The organism is Endozoicomonas sp. SCSIO W0465, from assembly GCF_023716865.1.
In the GTDB taxonomy this organism is placed as follows: domain Bacteria; phylum Pseudomonadota; class Gammaproteobacteria; order Pseudomonadales; family Endozoicomonadaceae; genus Endozoicomonas.
This window is the reverse complement of record NZ_CP092417.1, coordinates 6,496,220-6,522,257: the sequence shown is the minus strand read 5'-3', so window position 1 is coordinate 6,522,257 and position 26,038 is coordinate 6,496,220. Positions and strand designations below refer to the sequence as shown.

Sequence of the window (26,038 nt, the reverse complement as noted above, 5' to 3'; positions counted from 1 at the left end):
CATTTCTCACTGATAAAACAGGTCATGCTTCCACTTTCTCCTAAACCATGGTCAGAACTAACTTTTGGATGTGCTGATTTGGGCGATACTCGACGTACAAAACGACTTGTCAAAGTTGCTGCCGAGCTTTCAGCTCATACCGGTAATTCTTTGTCATCTTCATGCGAAGGTTATACCGCACTGGTAACTGGAGCTTACCGGCTGATTGAGAATGAGGCCGTAAAGCCTGAAGCAATAGCTGAGGCAGGCTTTCAGGCAACTGCCAAAATAGCGAGACAGTCTCGCCTACTTCTGGCTCTCGAAGATACAACAACCCTGGGTTATAAACATGCTGTCAGATCCGAGCTTGGTGATCTTGGAGGTCCTGAAGGCTCTAAAACCAGAGGATTCCACGTCCACTCTGTCTTCTTGGTTGATGCGGATACAGAGCGAAGCATTGGGCTTATTGATCAAGAACGATGGGTTAGAGAGGACGTTCAGCGGGGGAAAAAGAACCAACGTCGTCAGCTACCTTACGAGGGAAAGGAAAGCTTTAAGTGGCAAAGAGCCTCTGAAAACACAGAACAAAGGATGGGGGGTAAAATGCCTGACATCATCAGTGTTTGCGACCGGGAGGCGGATATATACGAATATATGCACTACAAACTGGATAACCGACAGCGGTTTGTTGTAAGAGCTACACAAAACAGAATCCTGGTAGATGGCGAACTCTTATTATTTGATTCCTTAGCTCAGACTGAAGTGTTGGGGAAATATACGATAGTGGTTCCTCAAAAAGGAGGTAGAAAGAAGCGAAAGGCAACGCTGCAGGTCAAAAGAAAGAAGATGACAATACAGGCGCCGCAAAGGCCAGGCGGCAGGCCGGAACCGGTAACTATGAATATTGTGTCGGCTGAAGAGATTGGCAATGACTCCGAAGACCGTTTGCACTGGGTACTATTGACAACTGAAGATATTGAAACATTCGAAGACTGTCGCTCTATCATTCGATTTTACGAGCTCCGATGGCGAATAGAAGAGTTCCACAAGGCTTGGAAATCGGGAGCAGGAGTAGAAAGGCTTCGTCTGCAATCTCCGGATAACATTGAACGACTTGCGGTCATATTAATGTTTGTCGCTGTCAGACTAATGCAAATCCGTGAAGCATTAATGTTACCGAATGACAGGCAGCACAAAGACAGAAAGCTTTGGAGTGAAAAAACACTCGCGAATGAGGTGGTCAGTGATGATGAATGGCAGGTTCTCTGGCTAACCTATGAAAAAAAAGCGTTGCCCGATAAGCCGCCAACAGTCACTTGGCTGCTTCAAACGATTGCTCGGCTTGGTGGTTGGGGTGATTCAAAGCATACAGGGCAGCCCGGCTGGTTAGTGGTATGGGAAGGCTGGGCGAAATTGCAGGATCGGGTAAAAACCTGGCAGATAGCCCGGCAGTTCAGCGCTGGAGAGATGTGATCAAGAGTCAGCGTGGGAACGAGGGCATGACTCATGACGTACGATCAGTGGTAATCAGGTATCCATTTACCGATAAGCATGGTCAGGAATTTGCAGCGCTGGGTCTTGCTGCCAGAACCCGACTGGTGGATGGTGAAATGTTTTGCTGGACGGGCAGCCGACTCAGGCTGGCTGCCGATTATTTCCGGATGCTGGTGGATGAGGCGAAGTGAGCCTCAAGCAGCGACGTTAATGCACTGTGCACCGGGCCTTGTGAAACTGGGCCTTGTGAAAGAGCTTTGGCTGGATGATATCAATCGTATTGAGCCACCCTTGTGGCTCAAATTGGGTTTTCTGACAGACACTATATACGTCACCAACCATAAGGCGCTTGTTACTTGATCCGGGGTATAATGTTCTCTCCCCTGCTCCGTTGATCCTGCCATGTATGAACGGTATCCATGATAAACTGGATTTGATCATCGGATTGAACAAAGGCGGGTCCCCGGTCTATTCTTCCTTGTTGAATAGCTTTGAATACTGCTTGATCCAGTTCCTTCCTATTTTGATATTTTCCGGACAGTATGTCCCGGTAGATTTCATTTAACACAATAAGTGTTCCGGTTCTGCCAACGCCTGCCAGGCAATGCACCATTGTGTTGTCTGAATACTCTTTCTTATTTTCCTGATGAGTGCGCAGTGCTTCTATAAACTTGAGCAGAGAGTCTTTACCCTTTGTTCCATTGGGTACTCCGTGATCCGGCCAGTCAGTATAATGATATCTTCGTATCAGGTGGGTTTTGCCAGTAAGGGGATCAGTCACCTCATATCTTATTTTTGCATACCCATCTGCTTGTAGTTTTGACTGGCATTTCACTTTAATCCCATTATCAAATACGATTTCTCTGTCGATTTTTTTGTCTACTTTGGAAATTTCTCCGGTTGGGTAATACGAATCAATAGGTCCTCCCTTCCCTACCCCGAGCTTGTCTTTTTCTCCGGTCAGATCACAAATTACACTGCACCCCGAGTCAAGGGCTGCTCGCCAGATATCACCTCTACAATTTCCTGCTTGAGGTGCCTGAATGGCGACATACCCGGTATTGGTCAACTGGATTTTATTGGCGGGAATATGTTTTTCATCAATTGATAAGGCTGTTTTTTTCGGCAAAGGTACATATCCTGTTTTCTCATCGCTAAAGGGAAATCTCTTCCATCGTGTTTTGGCTTTAGTAATATGTTGACCTTTTATGGCCGCCAGACTCTCATTACGCATTTGAATATGTGCGCCTCGATAATTTTCTTTGTCAATTAATTCAGCAACTTTTTCTGATAAAGGCGAAGTTGTTTTATCCCGGGGGAAATCTTCATCAGTGTTTAGGGATTCCGTGCTGCCATAAACACTGCTGTAGCCACTATCGAGACTGGTTGTTGACCCCGAGTCAGAATGCAATGTATTGGATGAACTTCTGCTCTCTTTAACGCTATCAGCGACGTGTTCCCTAAGGAAGGTAATATCCCTCATGTCGACGAAGATTACATCTTCCGGTGCTGTTCTTTTATGGGCCTGAATGAGCTTGTTTGCTAATGCGGGTGAGACTTTCCGATCCTTTAAACCCAGAGTTTGTACCGCTAAATCAGAACCTTTCACAGGTTTTTCCTGATTGGCATCAGAGCCGGCCCTTGGTCTGATAGCAGTAAACGTAATTTCCTTACCGTTGAATTGAGCCACCAGTACATCTTTTTCGGAACCTTGATTGGATGCTAATTGGTTGATTTGATTGATTTGTGATGTGGTAAGCGAACCTAATCCGTTGCTGCTCATAATAATCTTCCGTGATCTTTAAATGATCTGAAAATTATAGCATCGTGCCGGTTAGTAATTTTGACTGGAAAATGAACAGGGGCTCATGGAGACTCTGTTATTGACAAATAAATGTTATATCAAAGGGCATTTTCAAAGATCTGAAGTGGTTAGGGCATGGCTCTCACTCCGCCAGAACAAAATCAGGTATGGTCTAGAATGTGACTTGCCAGGATAATGATCCACCTCAGTGAGGGTCAGTGTCAGAGGCAGTACGGACCAGAGTATATGACAATAAAAAGAGGGGGATTGCATTCCGTAGATATACCCTGATTATCGACGGAATGCGGGGAGAAAGCCTATTTGAGAGGACTGCTCTGATCAACAAAGATCAATTGCTCGGTATCAAATCCAAGTGCTTTGGCTTTGTTGATGAACTGTGATTTAACCTGATCACTGACAGTGGGCGTCCTGGCCAGCAACCAGAGATAGTCTTTATCGTTTCCTGAAATAAAGGCGTACTCATAGCCTTGCTGGTCAAGCTCAAAAATGATGTATGAACCGTAGAAGGGGCCAAAAAAGGAAACCTTAAGATAGCCTTCGTCATCGTCTCTGACGAATTTCGCTTTGCCCTCGGCCTGCTTACGCTCACCTGCCTCAGTGGAGTATCCTGAGTTGATGACACGAATACTGCCATCAGGGTTACTTGAGTATTCTGCGGTGATATGAGAAAGACCCCGTTCAAAGCGATGATCCAGTCGGGCTATTTCATACCATTTACCGGTATAGCGGTTTACCTCAAATGGCTTTACCGGTGTAATGCCTTCAGGAATCCCTGTGCAACCGGTCAGCAGTGCTATCAGTGAAATAATTTTAATGATTCTCACGGTAATTTACCCTTATCAGGTTTGCGGTATTTAATAACTGAAGTTACGCAGCTAACAGCTCTCTCAGCTGCCCCAACGAAGCTTTCAGCCCTGCCATATAGATTTTGGCTCTGAGCTGAAAGTGATTCAGATTTACTTTCAATGACAATACTTCCAACCTGAAGGCTGAGTAAATTGAAAGAAAGATATGATTACTCTGTGTTCTCACAGTATGCGCCGGTGACTTGGCCATTGACGCATTCGATTTCAGCGTTTTATGGAAGACCTCGACTTTCCACCGTTTCTCGTAGATTGCCTTGAGAGTCTCGGCATCACAGTCAAGATCGCTGCAAACCAGATAGAGAATGCCTGTGCTTCCGTCTTTGTTTTTAAAGACCTGACGGTATAGCAGAACAGGGAAATCGACACCTGCTATCCACCCTTGTACAGGCTTATCTTCTGAAAAATCAACAGTATCTATACGCTGTGAACGGCCTTGTAATTTGTCGTCCAGACTGAGGGATACCTTGCGGTTTGACTTCATCGCCATCAGGAAATGTTTATTACAGTCGTGTCGAATAAACATCATATTGTCGTTTGAGCAAAACCAGCTATCTGCAAGGACATAGCGGAACATAAGCTGGTTATGGCAGCAAATCATCAGCATCTCCCGCATCATTTCATTTTTGGTTTGCTCTGCATATCGTCTTACCTTTTTTGTCTTCAAGTCGGTGTACAGGATGGTTTTCTCGATCAATTTATAGGCGACAGGAATCGACGCATCTCCGGCATGGTAGTGTGCATTGAGCAGATTTATACCTTTCACGGTGCGATTTTTTGTATGATCAAAATGCCAGGTGTTCAGGGCATTCTCTTTGCTGAACTGCTTTTCCTGAATCGTATCGTCAAAGATCAAAACCCCATCACTGCACTCAACCTGTCGCACGACGGGTTTAACGTAAAGCCATAAGTCACGACTGGTAAACTCATTGTTTGAAAGCAATCGGGTGAATTGGTCATGACTGTAGACATTATCCAAAAGCTCTGACACTCCCGTTGCAGTGGTCTTCCCAGACGACGACAACAGGTAGTCAGAATAAAGTTCTATGAGATCATTTTTCATGCCACCAATAATGGCTGATTTTCAGCAAGGTGCGTAACTTGAGTTAATAATAAAACCATGAAATTTCTATTAATGACATAGCGTTATCGGTCTTAAGGCCATGTTTGCCGTGGTTTGGAAAAAGTAACGTATAAAATGCACAGATCGCATAGAATTTATCAAAGAGTGCAGGGCTAACCGGTTTGGAGGGTATCACTTTTGCAGGGAACAACGCTGTTTCTGTTTACCAATGATCTGAGACTGAGTGACAACCGGGCCTTTATGGCAGCGGCGGGTAGCTGCAAACACTTGCTGTGCGTCTATTGTGTTGATCCTTCGTGGTTCAAACCGGGCCGTTATCAGTCAAGGGTTATGGGGGATCATCGCTGGCGTTTCCTGAGGGAGAGTATCCGGCATCTTGAATCAGAGCTTGAACAACGGCGGCAGAAACTGCTGATTCGTTTGCAGAATCCGCTTCAGGTTATGGAGCAACTGTTGCGAGCCCATGGAATTGATACCGTCTATCGCAGCCAGAATGTGGGTTATCAGGAGCTTGTGTACTGGCAATCCCTGAAGCAGCGCTTTCCCTCAGTGACCTTCAACGAAGTGGCCACATATACCCTGTTTCAGCAAGAAAAACTGCCTTTTGAGTTGGCAGATCGTAACTGTTCAGCACCCCCACATAAATCTGGAATTTTCTGATTTTTATACCATCCTCTTAAGCACCATTTTTCCACAATATTCGCCAGCATGATTCCAGAACTACCCGCAACTATGTCGGCTGAGATTCTCTTGAAAGAGAATGCAGAGCTGCGGATGAGAGTTGCCTGTCTGGAAGAGCGATGTCGAGAATTGGAAGAAAAGGTTGGCAAGAACAGTCAAAACAGCAGCAAGCCGCCATCGTCTGATGGTTATCAAAAACCTTGTAAAAACAGTAATTCTCCAGATCATTCTGACGACCTTTCCGCAGATAAAGGTACCGATCCATCGGATGAAAAACCCAATCCTAAAAGTCTGAGACAGTCTTCTGGTAATAAAGCCGGTGGAAAGAAAGGGCATCAGGGCACTTGTCTTAAACAGGTCGATATCCCTGACTATATTGAGTACCTTCCGGTTAAAGAATGCAATAAATGTCAGGCGTCTCTTCTTGATAGTGAGCCGGTCAAATATATTGAACGACAGGTGTTTGAACCAGGGAGACCGGGTGAATTTGAAGTAACGGCCCATAGAGCTGAAGTAAAAATCTGCACTTGTGGTTGTCGGAATCAGGCTGAATTCCCGGAAGGTGTTACCGCTGCCGCACAATATGGCTCAGCCACACAGGCTATGGCCGTCTATCTTAACCAATACCATTTCCTGCCTTTTAAGCGCGTGTCAGAGTATTTTAATACTCTCTATAAAATGAGTGTAAGTGCAGGCACTGTCGCCAATTTTGTGGCCAGAACCTATGAAAATCTGGCTTCTACTGAAGAGGTTATTCGTGACGCCTTGCGGGAATCGTCTGTTGCCGGAGCCGATGAAACGGGTATGCGGGCCGAGGGCTCTTTGCACTGGCTACACGTTATGCGGGATGAACAATGGACGCTCTACTACTTGTCTGAAAAGCGAGGTCGTGAGGCCATGGACACGATGGGCATACTGCTAACATTTGCAGGCGTTCTGGTTCATGATCATTGGAAATCCTATTTTGCATATGCGGCAACTCACGTACTTTGCAATGCCCATCACCTGAGGGAGCTTTTGGGTGTTGTTGATAGGGACAGCAATCAACTGGCGTTGCGATTGATGAAGCTACTGAGGCTTTCCTGGCATTACTGCAAGGGCTTTAAGACCATAGGTATGCTACAGATGCCAAGTGTTGTCTGTGAACGAATCGAGAAGATTTATGACCGGTTGCTTCAGCGGGCTCTAATGAAAGAAGTCGTCTATATGGAGAAGCAACGAGAGGAGCTTAAGCGCAAGAAAGTCAAGAATACTAAAGCTTACAATCTCTTCAAACGACTCACTGAGTTCAAGGCTGAGACACTGCGCTTCATGTCAGATTTTACCATTCCCTTCGATAACAATGGCAGTGAGCGGGATGTTCGAATGGCCAAGTTAAAGCAGAAAATCTCAGGCTGCTTCAGGAGTGCAGACGGTGGTTCTATGTTTGCACGGATTCGCAGCTATTTGTCGTCTGCCAGAAAACAGGGAATGGACATATATCAATCACTTCATAGAGCTGTTCGGAATTACTGTAATATGCCTTTGCTCAGTGCTGGAATAGTACGCTGTCCCTATCAACAACACCCAAAAGCTCCCTCAGGTGATGGGCATTGCAAAGTACGTGAGTTGCCGCATATGCAAAATAGGATTTCCAATGATCATGAACCAGAACGCCTGCAAATGTTAGCAGTATGCCCATCGTGTCCATGGCCTCACGACCTCGCTTTTCAGACAAGTAGTAGAGCGTCCATTGTTCATCCCGCATAACGTGTAGCCAGTGCAAAGAGCCCTCGGCCCGCATACCCGTTTCATCGGCTCCGGCAACAGACGATTCCCGCAAGGCGTCACGAATAACCTCTTCAGTAGAAGCCAGATTTTCATAGGTTCTGGCCACAAAATTGGCGACAGTGCCTGCACTTACACTCATTTTATAGAGAGTATTAAAATACTCTGACACGCGCTTAAAAGGCAGGAAATGGTATTGGTTAAGATAGACGGCCATAGCCTGTGTGGCTGAGCCATATTGTGCGGCAGCGGTAACACCTTCCGGGAATTCAGCCTGATTCCGACAACCACAAGTGCAGATTTTTACTTCAGCTCTATGGGCCGTTACTTCAAATTCACCCGGTCTCCCTGGTTCAAACACCTGTCGTTCAATATATTTGACCGGCTCACTATCAAGAAGAGACGCCTGACATTTATTGCATTCTTTAACCGGAAGGTACTCAATATAGTCAGGGATATCGACCTGTTTAAGACAAGTGCCCTGATGCCCTTTCTTTCCACCGGCTTTATTACCAGAAGACTGTCTCAGACTTTTAGGATTGGGTTTTTCATCCGATGGATCGGTATCTTTATCTGCGGAAAGGTCGTCAGAATGATCTGGAGAATTACTGTTTTTACAAGGTTTTTGATAACCATCAGACGATGGCGGCTTGCTGCTGTTTTGACTGTTCTTGCCAACCTTTTCTTCCAATTCTCGACATCGCTCTTCCAGACAGGCAACTCTCATCCGCAGCTCTGCATTCTCTTTCAAGAGAATCTCAGCCGACATAGTTGCGGGTAGTTCTGGAATCATGCTGGCGAATATTGTGGAAAAATGGTGCTTAAGAGGATGGTATAAAAATCAGCTCGACTTTAGAGTCTGTATAAAACGATAATTCGGTCAGCTTTTTATAGTGAAGCAAGCCGAAATCAGTGAACTGTTTTTCCAAGTTCGTTATTACTTCCGTTTTTTGCCTAAAAGCCTTTAGTTATGCTGCTTCTGAATTATCCGGTATTAACTGGTCGATCAGATCGCGAAAATTGAACTCATATTTTTGCTTATATCTGTTCCAGCCCTTGCGAATAGAGAACCTCGGAATAATTCCTGAAAGAGCAATTTTCATCATGCCTGCAGTGGTTGTATCCGGGCTTCTCCAGGGTATCCGAGAAATATTCAGACATGCCTGATTTTTACAAACGGTTAATAACTGCAATAATGCATAGCCTGCCATTTTCAAATGCATCCATCGAAGCAGTGTTCGCAATTTCTGCTGCCATAAATGGCAACAGCCAAAAGCATGTTTGAGTTGGTGAAACATTGGCTCTACCGGCCATCTCCGGGAATAGGCACGAAGCACCTCCAGTCCCTCAAGTTCCGGATTGGTCGAGATGAATATTCTGCTTTCGGTCAGACCTTTGTCATTTTCAAAGCGACTCCAGACGACGCGTACTTCACGACCTTTAAGGAATCTGGCGCGACAGATCAGGGTACGATAACGTATTTTGCGAAATTTGCCGTACATCCATACTGTTGCTTTTTCTTCCGGCAGTTTCTTAACCTGTTCTGTCGTCATCTTGATGCCGTACTTTTTTGGGCGCCCTCGCTTCTTTACGGTGGGTGCTGGCGGCAAAGCATAGAGGGCCCGATTTGAAGGTATCTGACCAACAACTTCTATGTTCATTTCCAGAGCTGGCTTTATCAGTGTCCAGTTCATATACCAGCAATCGGTTAGCAGGCGTAGCACTCGATCCTTCACTTCATTGCGTACCACCCTGAGCATGGCCACGGCAATTTTCAGTTTGCTGGTGTTACCTGAAGCTGGTGTCGGAAATGAGATCACCGGTATGGCGGTAAATACTTCATCTGCAGCCCGCTCAAATATGATGGCCAGGGAAACCCAACACTGCCCCCAGATGTACGTCGGCCGATTGCGTTTCTTGCTGTGTTGATGATGTGTACGACAAGCAGGGGCTTTGTCGGAAAACCGTTCGATTACCCAGTCATCAAGCCCCAGGACCACAGGTTGATTCTCAGGAGCTTTGGAGCAGACCAGACGGATCAAGTGGCGTGCCAAGTTCTTCCATTGCCACTTGCCCTGAGATAGCCAGTGGTGGTAGCTGCTCCACACACAATGAAAATCAATTGTTAACAACGCCTGTGTAACAAAGCCGTCGGCTGAAAGCATGCAACCGAACAGCAGTTCGCAGAACGTTGGTACTGCAGTTGATGATAGCGCTCCAGCAAGAAAGGTTGTATATGAAGCGAGCTCCCTGAGGATTACTTGATGATCTGAAGTGAGCATGGCAACCATCTCGAATTTCGTCATTGGGGATGGTTGCTTTTAGCAGATTATGCGCCGGAACTATTGTGCTCTTAAAACTCTAAAGTCGAGCACCTACTGGATTCGCTTTGAATTGCTGTGGCGTGAATATTTTCAATGGTACGCCCTGAAGCATGGTGTCCGGCTGTTCTCCTCCAGCTGTCTCTTGATCACAAATAGCTACCTTGTTCTATCATTTCTCACTGATAAAACAGGTCATGCTTCCACTTTCTCCTAAACCATGGTCAGAACTAACTTTTGGATGTGCTGATTTGGGCGATACTCGACGTACAAAACGACTTGGTACGCCCGGCATGGGCATGAACTGATGGGGTGAAAGTCCCCTGTGGGAGAACCTACATCTGACTGGCGGTAAAGACGCCTGCTGATGACAACCACTAGCTTAAGGCAAGTGCAGTCCCGCGAGGGGCTGTGCGGAGGCAGTCTGAGTGCAAAGGTGCGAGCCGACGTACAGAAATCGCATATAAGGCTGAGTCTCTGGGCGAGTGAGCCAAGGATCACAAAGCCCTATGGTTCGTGAGACACGGTAAATGCGGCGGTTGTGCACTGAAAGTTCATGTCCTTATCCGGGGAGATCTGTTCAACATGCGATTGGTAATTCCCAGTTCTCAGCCACTGGTTACAACAGGCTCGGCGAACAGGTCTCATCATCCTGTTCGAGCAAACCCGATGGCAACCAATAGCGCCAGCAGAGGTAACTCCGCGTGGTGATTGGACAGAAGTCAGCAGAGGCCATAGTAGCTGTACGACAGAAGCCATTAACGGATGGGAAGTCGTTAGCGAAGGGCCGAACATCGACGACAAAGAGGAGACTGATTCCCTCAAGGCGATGCAGCCGTCCGGCGACTCACCGTACTTGGCGACAGAATCTTTAACCAGCTTTGAACCATGATCTACTAAATTGCGTACTTGAACCGGCTAATCTGGCAAGTGCATGGAAACAGGTCAAAAGCAACAAGGGTGCTCCGGGTATTGATGGAGTCACTATTGAAGCTTATCCAGACTTTGCCAAACAGCATTGGCCTTCAGTGCGTCAAGCCTTATTGGACGGAACCTACCAGCCATCACCCGTGCGCCGACATGTTATAGAAAAGCCGGACGGCGGTGAGCGTTTGCTGGGAATCCCTACCGTGATGGATAGGGTCATACAGCAGGCCATTGTGCAGGTGCTGACCCCTGTCTTTGATCCGGGTTTCTCTCCAAACAGCTTCGGCTACCGACCGGGACGGTCAGCACACGACGGAGTCCGTCAGGTTAAGCAGTTGATCAACCGGGGGCTTCATTACGCTGTTGACGTTGATCTGAGTAAATTCTTTGATACGGTTAATCACGACGTTTTGATGTCGAGGGTCTCCCGTAAGGTCCGCGACAAACGCCTTCTGAAACTGATTGGTAGCTACCTGCGCTCCGGTGTCATGATTGAGGGCAATGTCTACCCGACCAGGGTTGGCATGCCACAGGGTGGGCCTTTATCACCCTTGCTGTCTAATGTGGTCCTCGACGAACTCGACAAGGAGCTTGAATATCGGGGTCATTGCTTTGCAAGATACTGTGATGATTTTGTGATTCTCGTCAAAAGTCAGCGTGCAGGGGATCGGGTGATGCACAGCATTACCCAATTCATTGAACGCAAATTGAAACTGAAGATTAACTCCCGGAAAAGTAAAGTTGTGAAAGCAACAGAAAGCGAATTCCTGAGTTTCACCTTCACAGGGAAGAAAGTTCGCTGGGCCCAGAAGTGTCTGGACCGATTCAAATACCGGATACTCAAGTTGACCAGTCGTCGCTGGGGTGTCTCAATGCAACATCGGTTACGCAAATTGGCACAATATATCCGGGGTTGGATGGGGTATTTCCGGTTATCGGAATATCACCGACCAATTCCCCTGCTGGATCAATGGATACGTCGGCGAATCCGTTGCTGCTTTCTGAAGCAATGGCGCAAGCCGAAAACCCGTTTTAAGAATCTGGTCAGGTTAGGCGTTGATAAAATTAACGCCGCCAAGATCGCAGCCAGCAGCAAAGGGTATTACCGTCTGAGTAAAACCTATGCGGTACAACAGGCACTGAATAACAGTTACCTCGCGAAAATTGGGCTTGTTTCATTGAAAGACTTATGGATCAGGTTTCACCATCATCGTTGAACCGCCCGGTGCGGACCCGCATGCCGGGTGCTGTGGGGAGGGCTGGAGAAAGACCGGCCCTTACCCGATTCAAAGTTGCTGCCGAGCTTTCAGCTCATACCGGTAATTCTTTGTCATCTTCATGCGAAGGTTATACCGCACTGGTAACTGGAGCTTACCGGCTGATTGAGAATGAGGCCGTAAAGCCTGAAGCAATAGCTGAGGCAGGCTTTCAGGCAACTGCCAAAATAGCGAGACAGTCTCGCCTACTTCTGGCTCTCGAAGATACAACAACCCTGGGTTATAAACATGCTGTCAGATCCGAGCTTGGTGATCTTGGAGGTCCTGAAGGCTCTAAAACCAGAGGATTCCACGTCCACTCTGTCTTCTTGGTTGATGCGGATACAGAGCGAAGCATTGGGCTTATTGATCAAGAACGATGGGTTAGAGAGGACGTTCAGCGGGGGAAAAAGAACCAACGTCGTCAGCTACCTTACGAGGGAAAGGAAAGCTTTAAGTGGCAAAGAGCCTCTGAAAACACAGAACAAAGGATGGGGGGTAAAATGCCTGACATCATCAGTGTTTGCGACCGGGAGGCGGATATATACGAATATATGCACTACAAACTGGATAACCGACAGCGGTTTGTTGTAAGAGCTACACAAAACAGAATCCTGGTAGATGGCGAACTCTTATTATTTGATTCCTTAGCTCAGACTGAAGTGTTGGGGAAATATACGAGGCTCTTGTAGGATTTCAGACTGCTACTGGGTTGAACATTGCTGAAGCCCTTTATCTACAAAGGTTGTCAGCATATTGTCCGGTAATGTTGCTCAATCCTTGTTTTTCGTGACCTACAGTCAGTTTTCACTGTAGAGCAGTTCGTAATCAAAATAGAGCCATATACGATAGTGGTTCCTCAAAAAGGAGGTAGAAAGAAGCGAAAGGCAACGCTGCAGGTCAAAAGAAAGAAGATGACAATACAGGCGCCGCAAAGGCCAGGCGGCAGGCCGGAACCGGTAACTATGAATATTGTGTCGGCTGAAGAGATTGGCAATGACTCCGAAGACCGTTTGCACTGGGTACTATTGACAACTGAAGATATTGAAACATTCGAAGACTGTCGCTCTATCATTCGATTTTACGAGCTCCGATGGCGAATAGAAGAGTTCCACAAGGCTTGGAAATCGGGAGCAGGAGTAGAAAGGCTTCGTCTGCAATCTCCGGATAACATTGAACGACTTGCGGTCATATTAATGTTTGTCGCTGTCAGACTAATGCAAATCCGTGAAGCATTAATGTTACCGAATGACAGGCAGCACAAAGACAGAAAGCTTTGGAGTGAAAAAACACTCGCGAATGAGGTGGTCAGTGATGATGAATGGCAGGTTCTCTGGCTAACCTATGAAAAAAAAGCGTTGCCCGATAAGCCGCCAACAGTCACTTGGCTGCTTCAAACGATTGCTCGGCTTGGTGGTTGGGGTGATTCAAAGCATACAGGGCAGCCCGGCTGGTTAGTGGTATGGGAAGGCTGGGCGAAATTGCAGGATCGGGTAAAAACCTGGCAGATAGCCCGGCAGTTCAGCGCTGGAGAGATGTGATCAAGAGTCAGCTCCTCCAGGGGGATCAAGGAAAAGTGCAGGCTGTCCTGCTTTTATCCGGAACGGTTTCAGAAATGGTGCGCCGGCAATACACCCTGGCCGATCGTGAATGCCTGCATGAAAGACCTACAGGCCACCGGCTATCTTTCCAACCGTGGGCGGCAGTTGGTGGCCAGCTGCTTTATCCACGAACTGGGGATGGACTGGCGCTACGGCGCCGCCTGGTTTGAGCAGCAGCTGGTGGATTATGATGTGGGTAGCAACTGGGGCAACTGGCAGTATCTGGCGGGCGTCGGCGCGGATCCGCGCGGGTGTCGCCATTTTGATCTGGATAAACAGGCCCGGCAGTACGATCCTGATGGCAGTTATGTAAAACGCTGGGAAGGTAATAAAACCTACCCTCTCGACAGTGTCGATGCCGCTGACTGGCCCATCATGCCGTAATCATTCTGCCACCAACAGCTGATGTCGCCAGCGGGCCTGATGGTCTTTTGCCAGATGGGCTGAAACATCGGGCATGGTTCGGATAAAGTCATCAGCCAGTGTCCAGGGAGGATTCACAACCACCATGCCTGATGCGGACATGCCGGGTGTACTATCGTCGGCAATACCCATTTCAAACAGATGCACATTACGCATTCTGCCGTTGGCAAACCCCTTTTCCATCGCCCGAATCTGATGCCTGTCCACCACGGGATACCACAGCAGCAGCATTGCCTGAGGCATTTTCAGATAAGCGGCTTCCATAACCTTCACTACGGTCTGATAGTCCGACTTGATCTCATAAGAGGGATCGATCAAAACCAGGGCACGACGGCTGGCGGTAGGCAGAAGAGCAGCAAGTCCCTTAAAGCCATCTTCCGGCCGAACATGGCACAGGCGACGATGTTCGCAATGCCTGCGTAATTCTACGATGGTTTGCGGATGCATTTCATAGAGCCAGGCTTTGTTGCCGGGCCTTAACAGGCGCTTGACCAGCAATGGCGAGCCCGGGTAACGTCTGGCACCGAGATCATCGGCAATCTGGCCGTGATAGTCCTCCAGACCTTGCAGCTGTTGCCAGTCCAGTTTCAGGACACCCTCATCGCTCTCAGCCGTCTTGCGGGCCATGGTGGAGTCCAGTCGGTAGAGGCCTGCGCCGGCATGGGTGTCAATATAATCAAAAGGCTTGTCTTTCTTCTGCATGTGACGCACACAGGCCAGCAACAGCCAGTGCTTGAGAACATCGGCATGATTGCCTGCGTGGTAGTGGTGTTGATAGCTGAGCATGGGGTTCTGAAAGCCCTGAGATGGGTGGATGTCGTGCCTTTTGGGAGGGACGGGCAAATATAGCAGATTCCCGCGTCTTGGTTAAATCGGAGGCATTACCCGGTTGGACCGGTTGTGGTTAGTACAGCTGACCATGTTGTCAGTTATCTTCTGAGTATTTTCAGCAAGAATATCAGCATTTTAGAAGCGTGCAAATTAGCTGAGAGTTATCTCAAAGGAATTATGATGAATATGTCAAATTCTTTAACTGCTATAACCCCAAAGGTGACAGAAAGCGGGGCGTGGTCTCCTGATAACGGGCGCAATGCGGCCATAAAAAGTTACGGTATGACCTGTTCAGTAACAACCCACTCCTGTGGTAAGTTCCTGCCCACCGGGATTGATACTTCCCATCCTGATTCCACTGGAAACGTGTTCCGGCAGGCAAAAAGTTTTGGTCGTAAATCTTTTCGCCACTGGCCTTTGCTGGGCGTCTGGAAAGTCATTAAAAGTAATGTGTCAGATCTTTTTGAAAGCAAAAGGTATTTCAATAATTTTAATACCATTAAAAAAGCCATGGACAATAAGAAGCATGGTGTTTTTCCGGAAAATATTGATCAGTTTAAAAAAATATGTTCACAAAGAGCCGCTGAAATCATTGATGAGTGTCAGCCGGGCTCCTGCCTGACCATTGATTTTGCCAATGGGCGTCATACAGCAATGATCATTTATCCTGTTGATGGCGAACCTGAATATTTTTCTTACGGCTCTTCCCATTCCAAGTGGATACGGATCGAAAAAAATCTAGCCTGGGATATTGATAAGGAAGCAGGGGAGACCGACAGTCGATTTGAGCTCAGAAAATATATATTGAAAGACCTTGTTGATCACTTTGATTATGTGGCTGATCGAAACACTGTCCTGCTGACAGGGCTTAACGTTGAAAAGATGTTAATAAAAGCCAGAAAGATTTATGAAAACGGCCAATATAGTTATGGTTTCAACTGTGCCACATTTGTTGCCGATGTTCTCAAGTCTGGCTATCAACATATCCATAAACCGTTTAAGAATAAACGAAGCTGGCAAACTCCGGAAAATACAATAAAACTTGCCCGAGAAATCCACTATCTGAATACAAAATCAGCAGAAAGTAACCCTGATGCAGAAATTGAAAGGAAAATCGACCAATGTCGTGATATCGACAGCATCCGTCAGCTACACAAGGACAATGTCGTCGATATCAAGAGCCGTTTCTGGTTCCGGTTGAAGCATTTTCTGTATTGCCTGACCGGGCTTAAATCCGCAGAAGAATACCGGGTTAATCAGCTGGAAAAATACATTACCCGACACATTATGGGCAGCAGTGTTGTTAAGAGTGCACTGCTTGAAGCACTTGAAAATGAGCAAGTGGATGATAAGCAGATTATGAGTTTGCTGTCCTTATTGAGGCTGGACGCAGAGTCCGTTGAGCGTGTTGTAAAACTGAATGACCCGGCACTTCTGGCGTTTTATCTCAACTACTTCAACGAGGATGTTAACCGAAGGATCAATAAGCGGCAGGAAAGCCTGTTGCTGTGTGCCATCCGGAATCACTCAAACCATATAGTGCGTGCCCTGTTAGTCAGGGAGGATATCGATAAGCACATTAGTGACAAGGATGGGAATTCGCTACTGATACTTGCCGCTAAAAAAGGCAATGAAGAAGTCGTCAGCATGCTGTTGCCAACATACCCTGACATCAGTGGAACCAATAACTACGGCAAAACCGCGATGGATATGGCCAGAAAATATCATCATCATAAAGTTGTTTACTTATTAGCAACGAAAAAGAGCCAAAGGGTTATAGAAAACGTGCAAAGTAAAACATTAATACATTAATCAAGGGCGAGAAATGAGATGCATACAATACAAGGAGCCACTGCGAATCTTCATTCACTAATCAATCCAGATTTTGATTCACAACAGTGTGTGGAAAATACAAAGTTTGGTGACCGATTCGTAAGAATTCACAAGGCATTTAATCCTGAAACGCTGAATGCTGCTAATGAACTTTTGAATAGAGATGAATATTTTTTTGATCCACTTCCAGAAGTTAGCACTAGTATGAAAATTTGCTTCGATGCCGGAGAAAGAATTCCTTTTACACCAGAATCAAAGTAATTTCTCAAAAAGTGCTGGAAGCAGGATAATTTCGGTCAGTCGTCTATCCTCTCACCATGGCTTTTCTAGAACACCAGCAGTTACAACCTGAAGATCTACTGAGATTCATCACTCAGCAGCAAGAGCAGATCATTCAGCTCAAAGAGCAGATAGAATTGCTTGAAGCAGAGATTCGTCGTCTAAAAAAACTGCCCGCAAAGCCTGACATCAAACCAAACACCAAACCTCCCGATGATGACACCGGCAGCCCTGATGGAGATCCATCCGCTCCTGAGGGTAACGATGGAGCCAGCCCAGACACCTCGTCAAAGCAGAAGGTTAAGAAGCCCAACGAGAAAACCAGAAAGCAGCGTAAACAGCCCCGAAAGCCATCGGCGGAAAAATCCATACCCATTGCTGCCACTGATGTTCCGGAGGGATCAATCAGGAATGGAACCACCCCTTTTCATGTTCAGGAACTGACAATACAAACATCCAGTATTGAATATCTTTTAGAGCAATGGGTGACACCCGATGGACAAACCATTACGGCCAAACCGCCAGCCAGCCTTCATGGACATCATTACGGGCCAATGCTGCAGGCCTACGTTCTGCACCAGTATCATGGTTGCTCCGTTACCCAGCCAGAACTGCTGGACTGGCTATGGGACATTGGAATCTCTATTTCCAGCGGGGAACTCAGCCAGCTTCTGACGAAAGGACACGAGCAGTTCCATGCTGAGAAAGATGAGCTGTTGACTACAGGTATTCGCTGTTCAAGTTATATCCAGACAGACGACACGGGAACAAGGCATAAGGGGAAGAACGGTTACTGCACCATCATCAATAACGAGTCCTTTGCCTGGTTCGAGAGCACAGACAGCAAAAGCCGGGAAAATTTCGTAAGCCTACTGCACCGCCCATGGTCAACTTACACGTTCACCGACGATGCCTTGATCTATCTGGAAAAACTGGATTACCCCAAAAAGTGGCTACGCGTTCTTAATCCATACAGAGGCGTCACCTTCCTGAGCCATGAAGCCTGGGAAGAATGTATGAAAGACCTGAGACTAACTGGTAGACGGCGCCAGCAGGCCAGTGAAGCCATGATTTATGGCAGCCTGATACAGCATGGAGCAGGACATCTTACCACCTTCAGTGATGGGGCAAGGCAGTTCGACGTTTTCAAACACAGCCAGTGCTGGATACATGCAGAGCGAGGGCTGGCAAAAGTTCATCCGGTCAATGATCAGCAGGCCATGGCTCAGAAATGGCTTCGGACATGGTTCTGGGCCATTTACGATGACCTTAAAGACTTCAAGACAGAGCCAACTGAAAAAAAGGCAATAAAAGTACGACAGGGGTTCCAGGCGCTGATCCAAACCCAAACGTGCAGTGGGCTTCTTCAGGATGCTCTGTCAGGGTTGGCTGTAATCAAGGAAGAGCTATTACTGGTTCTGGATGACCCGAGCTTACCGCTGCACAACAACCTGAGCGAGAGTCAGATACGAGAATATGTTAAACGACGAAAGATCAGTAGTGGGACGCGAAGCGATTTGGGGCGGCAATGTCGCGACACCTTTGCCAGCCTGAAAAAAACGTGTCGCCTGTATGGTCTCTCTTTTTGGGATTATCTGAAAAGCCGACTAATGGGCGATGGGTTATTTCCGAGATTGAGTAACCTGATTGAGGAGGCTTCACGTCATCTTCCGTGTGGTGCTGCCAGCAGTTTTTGAGAAATTACGAATCAAAGAGCAAAGTCTTTAAGTCAGTTGGGGGCTAAGTTACCGTTAATGGTTGAATCAGCTAAACTCCCATAAAATCTACGTTGTAGGGGAGTGATATGCAATCTGAACTCTTCCAGAATTTTATTGATTCCATTTCAACATTAACCAGTGAACAGCGAGACATTCTTAACAACTCGCTCCTTAGTACTCAAATAGAGGTTACCGAGGTAGTAGAAACCACTGACTCTGAACCTGTTTACAGTGAATCTATACCCAATAACGATAATGCAACACCTGACGTAGAAAAGAGCATACTTGCCCAATTTGCCGAAAACCCCAGGTGCCCCAAATGCAAAAGCCATAGCGTTGGTCGCTGGGGCATACGAAATGGCCGACAGCGCTACCACTGCAAGACTTGCGACTCAACGTTTAACGCCTTTAGTGGAACGCCTTTGGCAAGGCTCAGGCACCCTGAAAAATGGAACAAGTACCTCGCAGGTATGACTCACTCTATGGTCTTGCGACCAGCTGCTGCTGAGAATGCCATTGACTTGAAAACTGCGTTCCGCTGGCGTCACCGCTTTCTTGAAGTGATTAATAATGATCAAGCAGAAGAGCTTTGTGGCATTACTGAGCTTGATGAAACATTTTTCCGTGAATCCTTCAAAGGGCAAAGAGAAGGCCTTCCACGGCCAACCCGAAAGCGGGGTAATGATCCCAACAAAGCCCGAAAAGTCCCGGTAATGGTGGCTCGGGACCGTAATCGAAATACCGTTGACGGTGTATTAGAAAACGAAAGTGCTAATGAATTGTGCAGGCATTTAAATGGCCGCATATCGATACAGGCCACGGTCTGTGCGGATGCACACCTCGCTCACGAAAAACTTGCTGACAAGCTTGGATTTGTCTTCAAGGAGCTGGTGACATCAGCAGGTCAACATGTTGTTGAAGGCATCTACCACATCCAGACTGTAAATTCTTATCACAGTCATTTAAAACGCTGGATTGGCGGCGTATTCCAAGGGGTTGCAACTCGTTACCTTCCCCATTATCTGGCCTGGAGGCGAGAACTGACGGCAGCAAAAAAATTAACTGTTGGCCGGTTGATCAGCAGAATTACTGAACATTGGTGCTTCCAACCATTAACGGTAACTTAGCCTCAGTTGGGCATGTACGCCTGGTAGAAAATACTGCTGTCCGTTATATAGCCCTCCTCTTAGGGTAGACATTAAGCTCAAAAAAGGTTCGTTTCCGGCGGCAGAACCCACCTTGAACAGCCACAATAAAGCTTCGAAACCATTATCAATGGCTGAACAAGATGAGTACTGCAAATAGTAGATTAGTTGAAAAAAACTGTTGACCTGTTTCGACCGGTCAGAACTCCTAAGTATGGCGGAACAGCTTGGTTTTACTATACGACAGCGAGATATCCGTCCTTTGGATTTTATCCTCTCACTGATCGATGCCCTCGCTGGTGATGGAAACTGCGATACCCAGGCGGATCTACACCGTAAATTTAACGAGTTGACGGGGCTGAATGTCTCTTATCGTTCTTGGGCAAATCAAGCTAAAAAGGACGCGCTGCCTACTCTTATCCTGTGGCTATGGGTGCAGTGTCTGGAAATATTTTCCCGCAAAGTCATGGCGTTTGATGAAGACAGTCCATTTTCAGAGTTTGAGCACATTCTGATTCAGGACGGTTCGTCACAAGCTGTCTATGATGCCCTGAAAGAAGCATTTCCCGGCAGGTTCTCAACGGTCAGTCCTGCTGCCGTCGAGCTTCATACGACAATGGATCTTCTCACCAACAACCTGGTGCGGGTGCAGCTGACTGAAGATACCCGTTCAGAAAGAGACTGTCTGCCACCACTGCCAACATCCATGGCCTATATCCTGATGCTAATGGATGCCGGTTATTTTGAGCTGGAACTCTTTGCCGCTATTGATGACAGGGAGGGTTCTTTTATCTGCAAGGCACCTCAGAGTATCAACCCGACGATACTCAGCGCGGTACGGGAGGATGGCAAGAATCTCAATCGCTACAAAGGACAAAAACTGAAGGATGTACTGTCTGGCTTCCCCAAAGACCAGTGCCTCGACCTGGATGTAGAATGGCCGGGATTCAAAGCCTGGCCATTCCGCTTGGTTGTCCGCTGGAATGACAAAAAACAGAAGTGGGTTTTCGTTGTGACCAACCTGAACCGGGTGGAGTTCACCTTGAGTGATGTGCTCCAGGCCTATCGTCTACGGTGGCAGATAGAGCTGATTTTCAAAGAGATCAAATCCTATTCAGGGTGGCATCGTTTTAACACCAAATCAGCGACACTGGTGTTTAGCCTGATTCTGATGTCCTTTGTGGTTGTGACGTTGAAAAGGTACCTTGCCCATGCTGCACAGGCGAACCTCTGTGAAAGTGGGAGCATTGAGGAAATCTCGACGCACAAGGTGATGAAAAGTGGGACTCACCTGTTTGGTAATGTGATTTCATCGTTGATGAATGCAGGAAAGTCATTGGTCTCATGCATTAAAAAGCTACTGGACTTCTGGGGAAATAATGCGAAACGAGAACACCCTGCACGGGATGGTTGTTCAGGGCGTACAAGATTAGGCCTTTGTGCGGTGGGTGGGGCTTAATGTCTACCTTAAGTAGCCCTCCTAACCAATGGCTCTGTTAATAGAATATGTGCAGAATTTGATGGCAAAGGCAAACTCATGAAAAAAGCAGAAATATGTGAAAAACTGCTTGAAAACCTTCATCCAGGCTGCGACGTGCTCGCCGATCTTGCGACTGAAGCATTGGAACTCATGGCTGAAAAGAGTTCATGGGCTGGTCGCCGTGTGAATATTGATAGGGTAGGCGTTGTTCGATATCGTATTACCGACGAAACTCCCTGCTCCGGATTAAGATGGCATCAAGACCCCGGTGATACCAGTTTGGTGGTGCAAATGAATCGTGGTGTGGGCTATCAAGGCGGCGGACTAAACACTGGCCAGCAAGGTGAGATTCCCCTCAGGGTTGTGGAAGAGACGTAATTTCTCAAAAACTGCTGGCAGCACCACACGGAAGATGACGTGAAGCCTCCTCAATCAGGTTACTCAATCTCGGAAATAACCCATCGCCCATTAGTCGGCTTTTCAGATAATCCCAAAAAGAGAGACCATACAGGCGACACGTTTTTTTCAGGCTGGCAAAGGTGTCGCGACATTGCCGCCCCAAATCGCTTCGCGTCCCACTACTGATCTTTCGTCGTTTAACATATTCTCGTATCTGACTCTCGCTCAGGTTGTTGTGCAGCGGTAAGCTCGGGTCATCCAGAACCAGTAATAGCTCTTCCTTGATTACAGCCAACCCTGACAGAGCATCCTGAAGAAGCCCACTGCACGTTTGGGTTTGGATCAGCGCCTGGAACCCCTGTCGTACTTTTATTGCCTTTTTTTCAGTTGGCTCTGTCTTGAAGTCTTTAAGGTCATCGTAAATGGCCCAGAACCATGTCCGAAGCCATTTCTGAGCCATGGCCTGCTGATCATTGACCGGATGAACTTTTGCCAGCCCTCGCTCTGCATGTATCCAGCACTGGCTGTGTTTGAAAACGTCGAACTGCCTTGCCCCATCACTGAAGGTGGTAAGATGTCCTGCTCCATGCTGTATCAGGCTGCCATAAATCATGGCTTCACTGGCCTGCTGGCGCCGTCTACCAGTTAGTCTCAGGTCTTTCATACATTCTTCCCAGGCTTCATGGCTCAGGAAGGTGACGCCTCTGTATGGATTAAGAACGCGTAGCCACTTTTTGGGGTAATCCAGTTTTTCCAGATAGATCAAGGCATCGTCGGTGAACGTGTAAGTTGACCATGGGCGGTGCAGTAGGCTTACGAAATTTTCCCGGCTTTTGCTGTCTGTGCTCTCGAACCAGGCAAAGGACTCGTTATTGATGATGGTGCAGTAACCGTTCTTCCCCTTATGCCTTGTTCCCGTGTCGTCTGTCTGGATATAACTTGAACAGCGAATACCTGTAGTCAACAGCTCATCTTTCTCAGCATGGAACTGCTCGTGTCCTTTCGTCAGAAGCTGGCTGAGTTCCCCGCTGGAAATAGAGATTCCAATGTCCCATAGCCAGTCCAGCAGTTCTGGCTGGGTAACGGAGCAACCATGATACTGGTGCAGAACGTAGGCCTGCAGCATTGGCCCGTAATGATGTCCATGAAGGCTGGCTGGCGGTTTGGCCGTAATGGTTTGTCCATCGGGTGTCACCCATTGCTCTAAAAGATATTCAATACTGGATGTTTGTATTGTCAGTTCCTGAACATGAAAAGGGGTGGTTCCATTCCTGATTGATCCCTCCGGAACATCAGTGGCAGCAATGGGTATGGATTTTTCCGCCGATGGCTTTCGGGGCTGTTTACGCTGCTTTCTGGTTTTCTCGTTGGGCTTCTTAACCTTCTGCTTTGACGAGGTGTCTGGGCTGGCTCCATCGTTACCCTCAGGAGCGGATGGATCTCCATCAGGGCTGCCGGTGTCATCATCGGGAGGTTTGGTGTTTGGTTTGATGTCAGGCTTTGCGGGCAGTTTTTTTAGACGACGAATCTCTGCTTCAAGCAATTCTATCTGCTCTTTGAGCTGAATGATCTGCTCTTGCTGCTGAGTGATGAATCTCAGTAGATCTTCAGGTTGTAACTGCTGGTGTTCTAGAAAAGCCATGGTGAGAGGATAGACGACTGACCGAAATTATCCTGCTTCCAGCACTTTTTGAGAAATTACGAAGAGACCATAGAAAACCACGATTATTCCCAAAATAGTGGATTCCTGTTCACGAATAGGCACAACCTGTTACATCAAGGCGCTGATGCTGAGTATATTGGTGAAGCAGTCGGTGTTGCAGAAAAACGTCTATTCATTTTGTTTGCTAATCCCGAATGGCTCTATTTTGATTACGAACTGCTCTACAGTGAAAACTGACTGTAGGTCACGAAAAACAAGGATTGAGCAACATTACCGGACAATATGCTGACAACCTTTGTAGATAAAGGGCTTCAGCAATGTTCAACCCAGTAGCAGTCTGAAATCCTACAAGAGCCTCCCGAATTAAGACAGTGACAAACATCAATAGTCAAGAAAACCAGCCCTAATAAAGGGTGGCTCTATTTTGATTACGAACTGCTCTACAGTGAAAACTGACTGTAGGTCACGAAAAACAAGGATTGAGCAACATTACCGGACAATATGCTGACAACCTTTGTAGATAAAGGGCTTCAGCAATGTTCAACCCAGTAGCAGTCTGAAATCCTACAAGAGCCTAAAGGGTTATACTATTCTCGGGCGACCTGCTGCTGCCAGGTAGCGGGATAACCGATATACGGCGATATATCGCAATCAATCTGACTGATGTAAAAAGGCATGAAGTACTCTCGAAGGCCAAAAACTGCCGACAGCAAGGTGGATCGATCCGCACAAAAGCAGTGTCCTGTTTGCCATCGCCCTTTTTCCTGGCGAAAAAAGTGGGAGCGTTGCTGGGATGCAGTTCGCTACTGTTCAAGGCGTTGCCGATCTCAACGACACCGGGTGACGGATGAAGCACAATAAACACTATTCTACCCTCAGGCTGATTCTCGGAGATCAGCTCAATGCCCGTCATAGCTGGTTCAGCAAGCAGGATGACGAGTGTGTTTATGTGATTGCCGAGCTGCTTCAGGAAACTGGTTATGTTAAACACCATGTGCAGAAGATCTGTGGTTTTTTCCTCGCCATGGAACAGTTCGCTACGGCATTGCAGCAAGCGGGGCATCAGGTACTTCACCTAACGCTGGATGAAACCAAGGACTTTAACGACCTGCCTTCGCTGATCGTCCAACTGTGCCGACAATATTCAGTGACCCGTTTTGAATACCAGCGGCCTGATGAATATCGTTTGCTGGAACAGCTAAGAGACTTTGAGCCCGATAAGTTAATTAAGAAAACCATTGCTAAAAACATCTCTAAAAAAGAATGGGATACCGAACATTTTCTGGTCCCTTTTGATGAGCTTGCCAAACGGTTCAAGCCTGGTAAGCCTGGCAGAATGGAAACGTTCTACCGAAAGATGCGTCAGCAACATAATATCCTGATGTGTGATGGCCAGCCGGAAGGAGGGCAATGGAATTATGATGCGGATAATCGCTGTAAGCTCAAAGTGGCTGACCTTGAGCAGATTCCGGAACCGTTAGTATTTGCCAGTGCAACAGCAGCAGTACTGGAACGGCTGAAACGCCATAAGGTGCAGAGTTTTGGTGAGGTTGGTACTCATTTGCTCTGGCCAATTACCCGTCAGCAGTCATTAAAGTTACTGAATTATTTTTGTACCCATTGCCTGCCGTATTTTGGCCAGTTCCAGGACGCGATGACTGCAAACAGCGACCATCAATGGAGCCTCTACCATTCCCGGCTCTCCTTTGCCCTGAATACCAAAATGCTCCATCCGAAACAGGTGATCAATAAGGCCATTAAAACCTGGCAGGAAAATCCGGACGTGATTTCTCTGGCGCAAATAGAGGGCTTTGTTCGTCAGATTCTGGGATGGCGTGAATATATCCGGGGTGTTTACTGGAGCAATATGCCGGGTTATGAGTCCATGAATTTCCTGAACGCAAATGGTGATCTTCCTGGCTGGTTCTGGACCGGACAGACAGATATGAACTGTATGCGCCACGCCATTACCCAGTCATTGCAGTATGCCTATGCCCATCATATTCAGCGGTTGATGATCACTGGCAATTTCTGCCTGCTGGCGGGTATTGATCCTGACCAGGTCGATCAGTGGTATCTGGGAATTTATATCGATGCGATTCAGTGGGTAGAACTACCCAATACCCGGGGCATGTCACAGTATGCCGACGGTGGTATGGTGGCTTCGAAACCCTATGCAGGCAGTGGCAATTATGTACAGAAAATGAGTGACTATTGCCCAGACTGTGTCTACAGCGTGAAGGAAAAAGAGACTGAAAGCGCCTGTCCCCTGAACAGTTTGTACTGGCACTTTATGGAAAATCACCGGGGGGTATTGCAGAACAATCCACGGACTGCACTGGTATATAAGGGGTGGGACAAAAAGGGCGCAGCTGACAGGGATGCCATCCTGAAACGGGCCCGGTGGTGCATTAATCATTTGAACACGCTTTAAACATTTGAAAGCCTGAGCAGCTGGGGGAGGAACTC

General features: G+C 47.2%; 23 protein-coding genes and 2 pseudogenes. 17 read left to right on the top strand and 8 right to left on the bottom strand.

What is annotated here, in order from left to right; all coding sequences use genetic code 11:
• Nucleotides 1–24 precede the first annotated feature (24 nt).
• The gene (locus tag MJO57_RS29370) at nucleotides 25–1,452 is read left to right on the top strand and encodes an IS4 family transposase (RefSeq protein ID WP_252017676.1); all 1,428 of its coding nucleotides are present in this window, start codon (nucleotides 25–27) and stop codon (nucleotides 1,450–1,452) included.
• The gene (locus tag MJO57_RS29365; protein WP_252020840.1) at nucleotides 1,449–1,664 is read left to right on the top strand and encodes a hypothetical protein; all 216 of its coding nucleotides are present in this window, start codon (nucleotides 1,449–1,451) and stop codon (nucleotides 1,662–1,664) included. The genes MJO57_RS29370 and MJO57_RS29365 overlap by 4 nt, the downstream gene beginning before the upstream one ends.
• Before the next feature lie 161 nt (nucleotides 1,665–1,825).
• Here the strand turns inward: MJO57_RS29365 and MJO57_RS29360 are convergent, their stop codons facing one another.
• From MJO57_RS29360 to MJO57_RS29350, 3 genes are all read right to left on the bottom strand, one after another.
• Nucleotides 1,826–3,256 (bottom strand): tyrosine-protein phosphatase, encoded by a 1,431-nt coding sequence (locus tag MJO57_RS29360; RefSeq protein WP_252020838.1) that lies wholly within the window; start codon nucleotides 3,254–3,256, stop codon nucleotides 1,826–1,828.
• A 338-nt stretch (nucleotides 3,257–3,594) separates the two neighbouring features.
• Nucleotides 3,595–4,122, bottom strand: coding sequence for a lipocalin family protein (locus MJO57_RS29355; protein ID WP_252020836.1), 528 nt, complete (start codon nucleotides 4,120–4,122; stop codon nucleotides 3,595–3,597).
• A gap of 43 nt (nucleotides 4,123–4,165) precedes the next feature.
• Nucleotides 4,166–5,224 carry a transposase gene (locus MJO57_RS29350; RefSeq protein ID WP_252017920.1) on the bottom strand — a complete coding sequence of 353 codons (1,059 nt, stop codon included), beginning with the start codon at nucleotides 5,222–5,224 and terminating at the stop codon, nucleotides 4,166–4,168.
• A 261-nt stretch (nucleotides 5,225–5,485) separates the two neighbouring features.
• Here MJO57_RS29350 and MJO57_RS29345 point away from each other — a divergent pair.
• A pseudogene (locus MJO57_RS29345) lies at nucleotides 5,486–5,785 on the top strand (deoxyribodipyrimidine photo-lyase); the annotation flags it as partial.
• A gap of 44 nt (nucleotides 5,786–5,829) precedes the next feature.
• Here MJO57_RS29345 and MJO57_RS32960 read toward each other — a convergent pair.
• On the bottom strand, nucleotides 5,830–5,955 hold the full coding sequence (locus MJO57_RS32960) for a hypothetical protein (protein WP_256493403.1): 126 nt from the start codon (nucleotides 5,953–5,955) through the stop codon (nucleotides 5,830–5,832).
• On the opposite strand from MJO57_RS32960, the pseudogene MJO57_RS29340 reads away from it, so the two are divergent.
• A pseudogene (locus MJO57_RS29340) lies at nucleotides 5,954–7,420 on the top strand (IS66 family transposase); the annotation flags it as partial. The gene MJO57_RS32960 and the pseudogene MJO57_RS29340 sit on opposite strands and share 2 nt — an antisense overlap.
• A 34-nt stretch (nucleotides 7,421–7,454) precedes the next feature.
• Here MJO57_RS29340 and MJO57_RS29335 read toward each other — a convergent pair.
• On the bottom strand, nucleotides 7,455–8,486 hold the full coding sequence (locus MJO57_RS29335; protein ID WP_252020834.1) for an IS66 family transposase: 1,032 nt from the start codon (nucleotides 8,484–8,486) through the stop codon (nucleotides 7,455–7,457).
• Nucleotides 8,487–8,661: 175 nt separating this feature from the next.
• Nucleotides 8,662–9,999 carry a transposase gene (locus MJO57_RS29330; protein ID WP_252017304.1) on the bottom strand — a complete coding sequence of 446 codons (1,338 nt, stop codon included), beginning with the start codon at nucleotides 9,997–9,999 and terminating at the stop codon, nucleotides 8,662–8,664.
• Between the two features lie 896 nt (nucleotides 10,000–10,895).
• Between MJO57_RS29330 and ltrA the strand changes: the two genes are divergently transcribed.
• The 4 genes from ltrA to MJO57_RS29305 all read left to right on the top strand — a co-directional run bounded on the left by ltrA (nucleotide 10,896) and on the right by MJO57_RS29305 (nucleotide 14,182).
• Nucleotides 10,896–12,158, top strand: a complete 1,263-nt coding sequence (gene ltrA, locus MJO57_RS29320; RefSeq protein ID WP_252017357.1) for a group II intron reverse transcriptase/maturase — start codon at nucleotides 10,896–10,898, stop codon at nucleotides 12,156–12,158.
• Nucleotides 12,155–12,889, top strand: a complete 735-nt coding sequence (locus tag MJO57_RS29315; RefSeq protein WP_252020832.1) for an IS4 family transposase — start codon at nucleotides 12,155–12,157, stop codon at nucleotides 12,887–12,889. The genes ltrA and MJO57_RS29315 overlap by 4 nt, the downstream gene beginning before the upstream one ends.
• Before the next feature lie 159 nt (nucleotides 12,890–13,048).
• Nucleotides 13,049–13,738, top strand: coding sequence for an IS4 family transposase (locus MJO57_RS29310; protein WP_252020830.1), 690 nt, complete (start codon nucleotides 13,049–13,051; stop codon nucleotides 13,736–13,738).
• Nucleotides 13,739–13,762: 24 nt separating this feature from the next.
• Complete coding sequence (locus tag MJO57_RS29305; RefSeq protein ID WP_371924928.1) at nucleotides 13,763–14,182, top strand: FAD-binding domain-containing protein; 420 nt, start codon at nucleotides 13,763–13,765, stop codon at nucleotides 14,180–14,182.
• On the opposite strand, the gene MJO57_RS29300 is transcribed toward MJO57_RS29305, so the two are convergent.
• On the bottom strand, nucleotides 14,183–15,007 hold the full coding sequence (locus MJO57_RS29300; RefSeq protein WP_252020828.1) for a 23S rRNA (adenine(2030)-N(6))-methyltransferase RlmJ: 825 nt from the start codon (nucleotides 15,005–15,007) through the stop codon (nucleotides 14,183–14,185). It lies immediately after the preceding gene.
• 114 nt (nucleotides 15,008–15,121) lie between these two features.
• Between MJO57_RS29300 and MJO57_RS29295 the strand changes: the two genes are divergently transcribed.
• The 6 genes from MJO57_RS29295 (at nucleotide 15,122) to MJO57_RS29270 (ending at nucleotide 21,885) form a co-directional block, all read left to right on the top strand.
• Nucleotides 15,122–16,864 (top strand): ankyrin repeat domain-containing protein, encoded by a 1,743-nt coding sequence (locus MJO57_RS29295; protein ID WP_252020826.1) that lies wholly within the window; start codon nucleotides 15,122–15,124, stop codon nucleotides 16,862–16,864.
• 90 nt (nucleotides 16,865–16,954) lie between these two features.
• Complete coding sequence (locus tag MJO57_RS29290; protein ID WP_252020824.1) at nucleotides 16,955–17,146, top strand: hypothetical protein; 192 nt, start codon at nucleotides 16,955–16,957, stop codon at nucleotides 17,144–17,146.
• A 56-nt stretch (nucleotides 17,147–17,202) separates the two neighbouring features.
• Complete coding sequence (locus MJO57_RS29285; RefSeq protein WP_252017470.1) at nucleotides 17,203–18,861, top strand: transposase; 1,659 nt, start codon at nucleotides 17,203–17,205, stop codon at nucleotides 18,859–18,861.
• A 107-nt stretch (nucleotides 18,862–18,968) separates the two neighbouring features.
• Complete coding sequence (locus tag MJO57_RS29280) at nucleotides 18,969–20,009, top strand: IS1595 family transposase (protein ID WP_252017335.1); 1,041 nt, start codon at nucleotides 18,969–18,971, stop codon at nucleotides 20,007–20,009.
• A gap of 199 nt (nucleotides 20,010–20,208) precedes the next feature.
• A complete protein-coding gene (locus MJO57_RS29275) occupies nucleotides 20,209–21,486 on the top strand; it encodes an IS4 family transposase (RefSeq protein ID WP_256491693.1) in 1,278 nt (425 codons plus the stop codon).
• A gap of 78 nt (nucleotides 21,487–21,564) precedes the next feature.
• Nucleotides 21,565–21,885, top strand: a complete 321-nt coding sequence (locus MJO57_RS29270; RefSeq protein ID WP_252020822.1) for a hypothetical protein — start codon at nucleotides 21,565–21,567, stop codon at nucleotides 21,883–21,885.
• 4 nt (nucleotides 21,886–21,889) lie between these two features.
• On the opposite strand, the gene MJO57_RS29265 is transcribed toward MJO57_RS29270, so the two are convergent.
• On the bottom strand, nucleotides 21,890–23,548 hold the full coding sequence (locus tag MJO57_RS29265; RefSeq protein WP_252017470.1) for a transposase: 1,659 nt from the start codon (nucleotides 23,546–23,548) through the stop codon (nucleotides 21,890–21,892).
• Nucleotides 23,549–23,596: 48 nt separating this feature from the next.
• Here MJO57_RS29265 and MJO57_RS29260 point away from each other — a divergent pair, with 48 nt between their 5' ends.
• The 3 genes from MJO57_RS29260 to MJO57_RS29250 all read left to right on the top strand — a co-directional run bounded on the left by MJO57_RS29260 (nucleotide 23,597) and on the right by MJO57_RS29250 (nucleotide 26,003).
• Nucleotides 23,597–23,806 carry a hypothetical protein gene (locus MJO57_RS29260; protein ID WP_252020820.1) on the top strand — a complete coding sequence of 70 codons (210 nt, stop codon included), beginning with the start codon at nucleotides 23,597–23,599 and terminating at the stop codon, nucleotides 23,804–23,806.
• A gap of 438 nt (nucleotides 23,807–24,244) precedes the next feature.
• On the top strand, nucleotides 24,245–24,430 hold the full coding sequence (locus MJO57_RS29255; RefSeq protein WP_252020818.1) for a DUF2256 domain-containing protein: 186 nt from the start codon (nucleotides 24,245–24,247) through the stop codon (nucleotides 24,428–24,430).
• Nucleotides 24,417–26,003, top strand: coding sequence for a cryptochrome/photolyase family protein (locus MJO57_RS29250; RefSeq protein ID WP_252020816.1), 1,587 nt, complete (start codon nucleotides 24,417–24,419; stop codon nucleotides 26,001–26,003). Before MJO57_RS29255 ends, MJO57_RS29250 begins: the two co-directional genes overlap by 14 nt.
• Nucleotides 26,004–26,038 lie beyond the last annotated feature (35 nt).

Excerpts from the sequence above, each read along its gene's own strand:
- MJO57_RS29370 (WP_252017676.1), top strand. The coding sequence starts at position 25 with ATGCTTCCACTTTCTCCTAAACCATGGTCAGAACTAACTTTTGGATGT.
- MJO57_RS29360 (WP_252020838.1), bottom strand. The coding sequence starts at position 3,256 with ATGAGCAGCAACGGATTAGGTTCGCTTACCACATCACAAATCAATCAA.
- MJO57_RS29350 (WP_252017920.1), bottom strand. The coding sequence starts at position 5,224 with ATGAAAAATGATCTCATAGAACTTTATTCTGACTACCTGTTGTCGTCG.
- MJO57_RS32960 (WP_256493403.1), bottom strand. The coding sequence starts at position 5,955 with ATGCTGGCGAATATTGTGGAAAAATGGTGCTTAAGAGGATGGTATAAA.
- MJO57_RS29335 (WP_252020834.1), bottom strand. The coding sequence starts at position 8,486 with ATGATTCCAGAACTACCCGCAACTATGTCGGCTGAGATTCTCTTGAAA.
- MJO57_RS29330 (WP_252017304.1), bottom strand. The coding sequence starts at position 9,999 with ATGACGAAATTCGAGATGGTTGCCATGCTCACTTCAGATCATCAAGTA.
- MJO57_RS29300 (WP_252020828.1), bottom strand. The coding sequence starts at position 15,007 with ATGCTCAGCTATCAACACCACTACCACGCAGGCAATCATGCCGATGTT.
- MJO57_RS29285 (WP_252017470.1), top strand. The coding sequence starts at position 17,203 with ATGGCTTTTCTAGAACACCAGCAGTTACAACCTGAAGATCTACTGAGA.
- MJO57_RS29280 (WP_252017335.1), top strand. The coding sequence starts at position 18,969 with ATGCAATCTGAACTCTTCCAGAATTTTATTGATTCCATTTCAACATTA.
- MJO57_RS29270 (WP_252020822.1), top strand. The coding sequence starts at position 21,565 with ATGAAAAAAGCAGAAATATGTGAAAAACTGCTTGAAAACCTTCATCCA.
- MJO57_RS29265 (WP_252017470.1), bottom strand. The coding sequence starts at position 23,548 with ATGGCTTTTCTAGAACACCAGCAGTTACAACCTGAAGATCTACTGAGA.
- MJO57_RS29255 (WP_252020818.1), top strand. The coding sequence starts at position 24,245 with ATGAAGTACTCTCGAAGGCCAAAAACTGCCGACAGCAAGGTGGATCGA.
- MJO57_RS29250 (WP_252020816.1), top strand. The coding sequence starts at position 24,417 with ATGAAGCACAATAAACACTATTCTACCCTCAGGCTGATTCTCGGAGAT.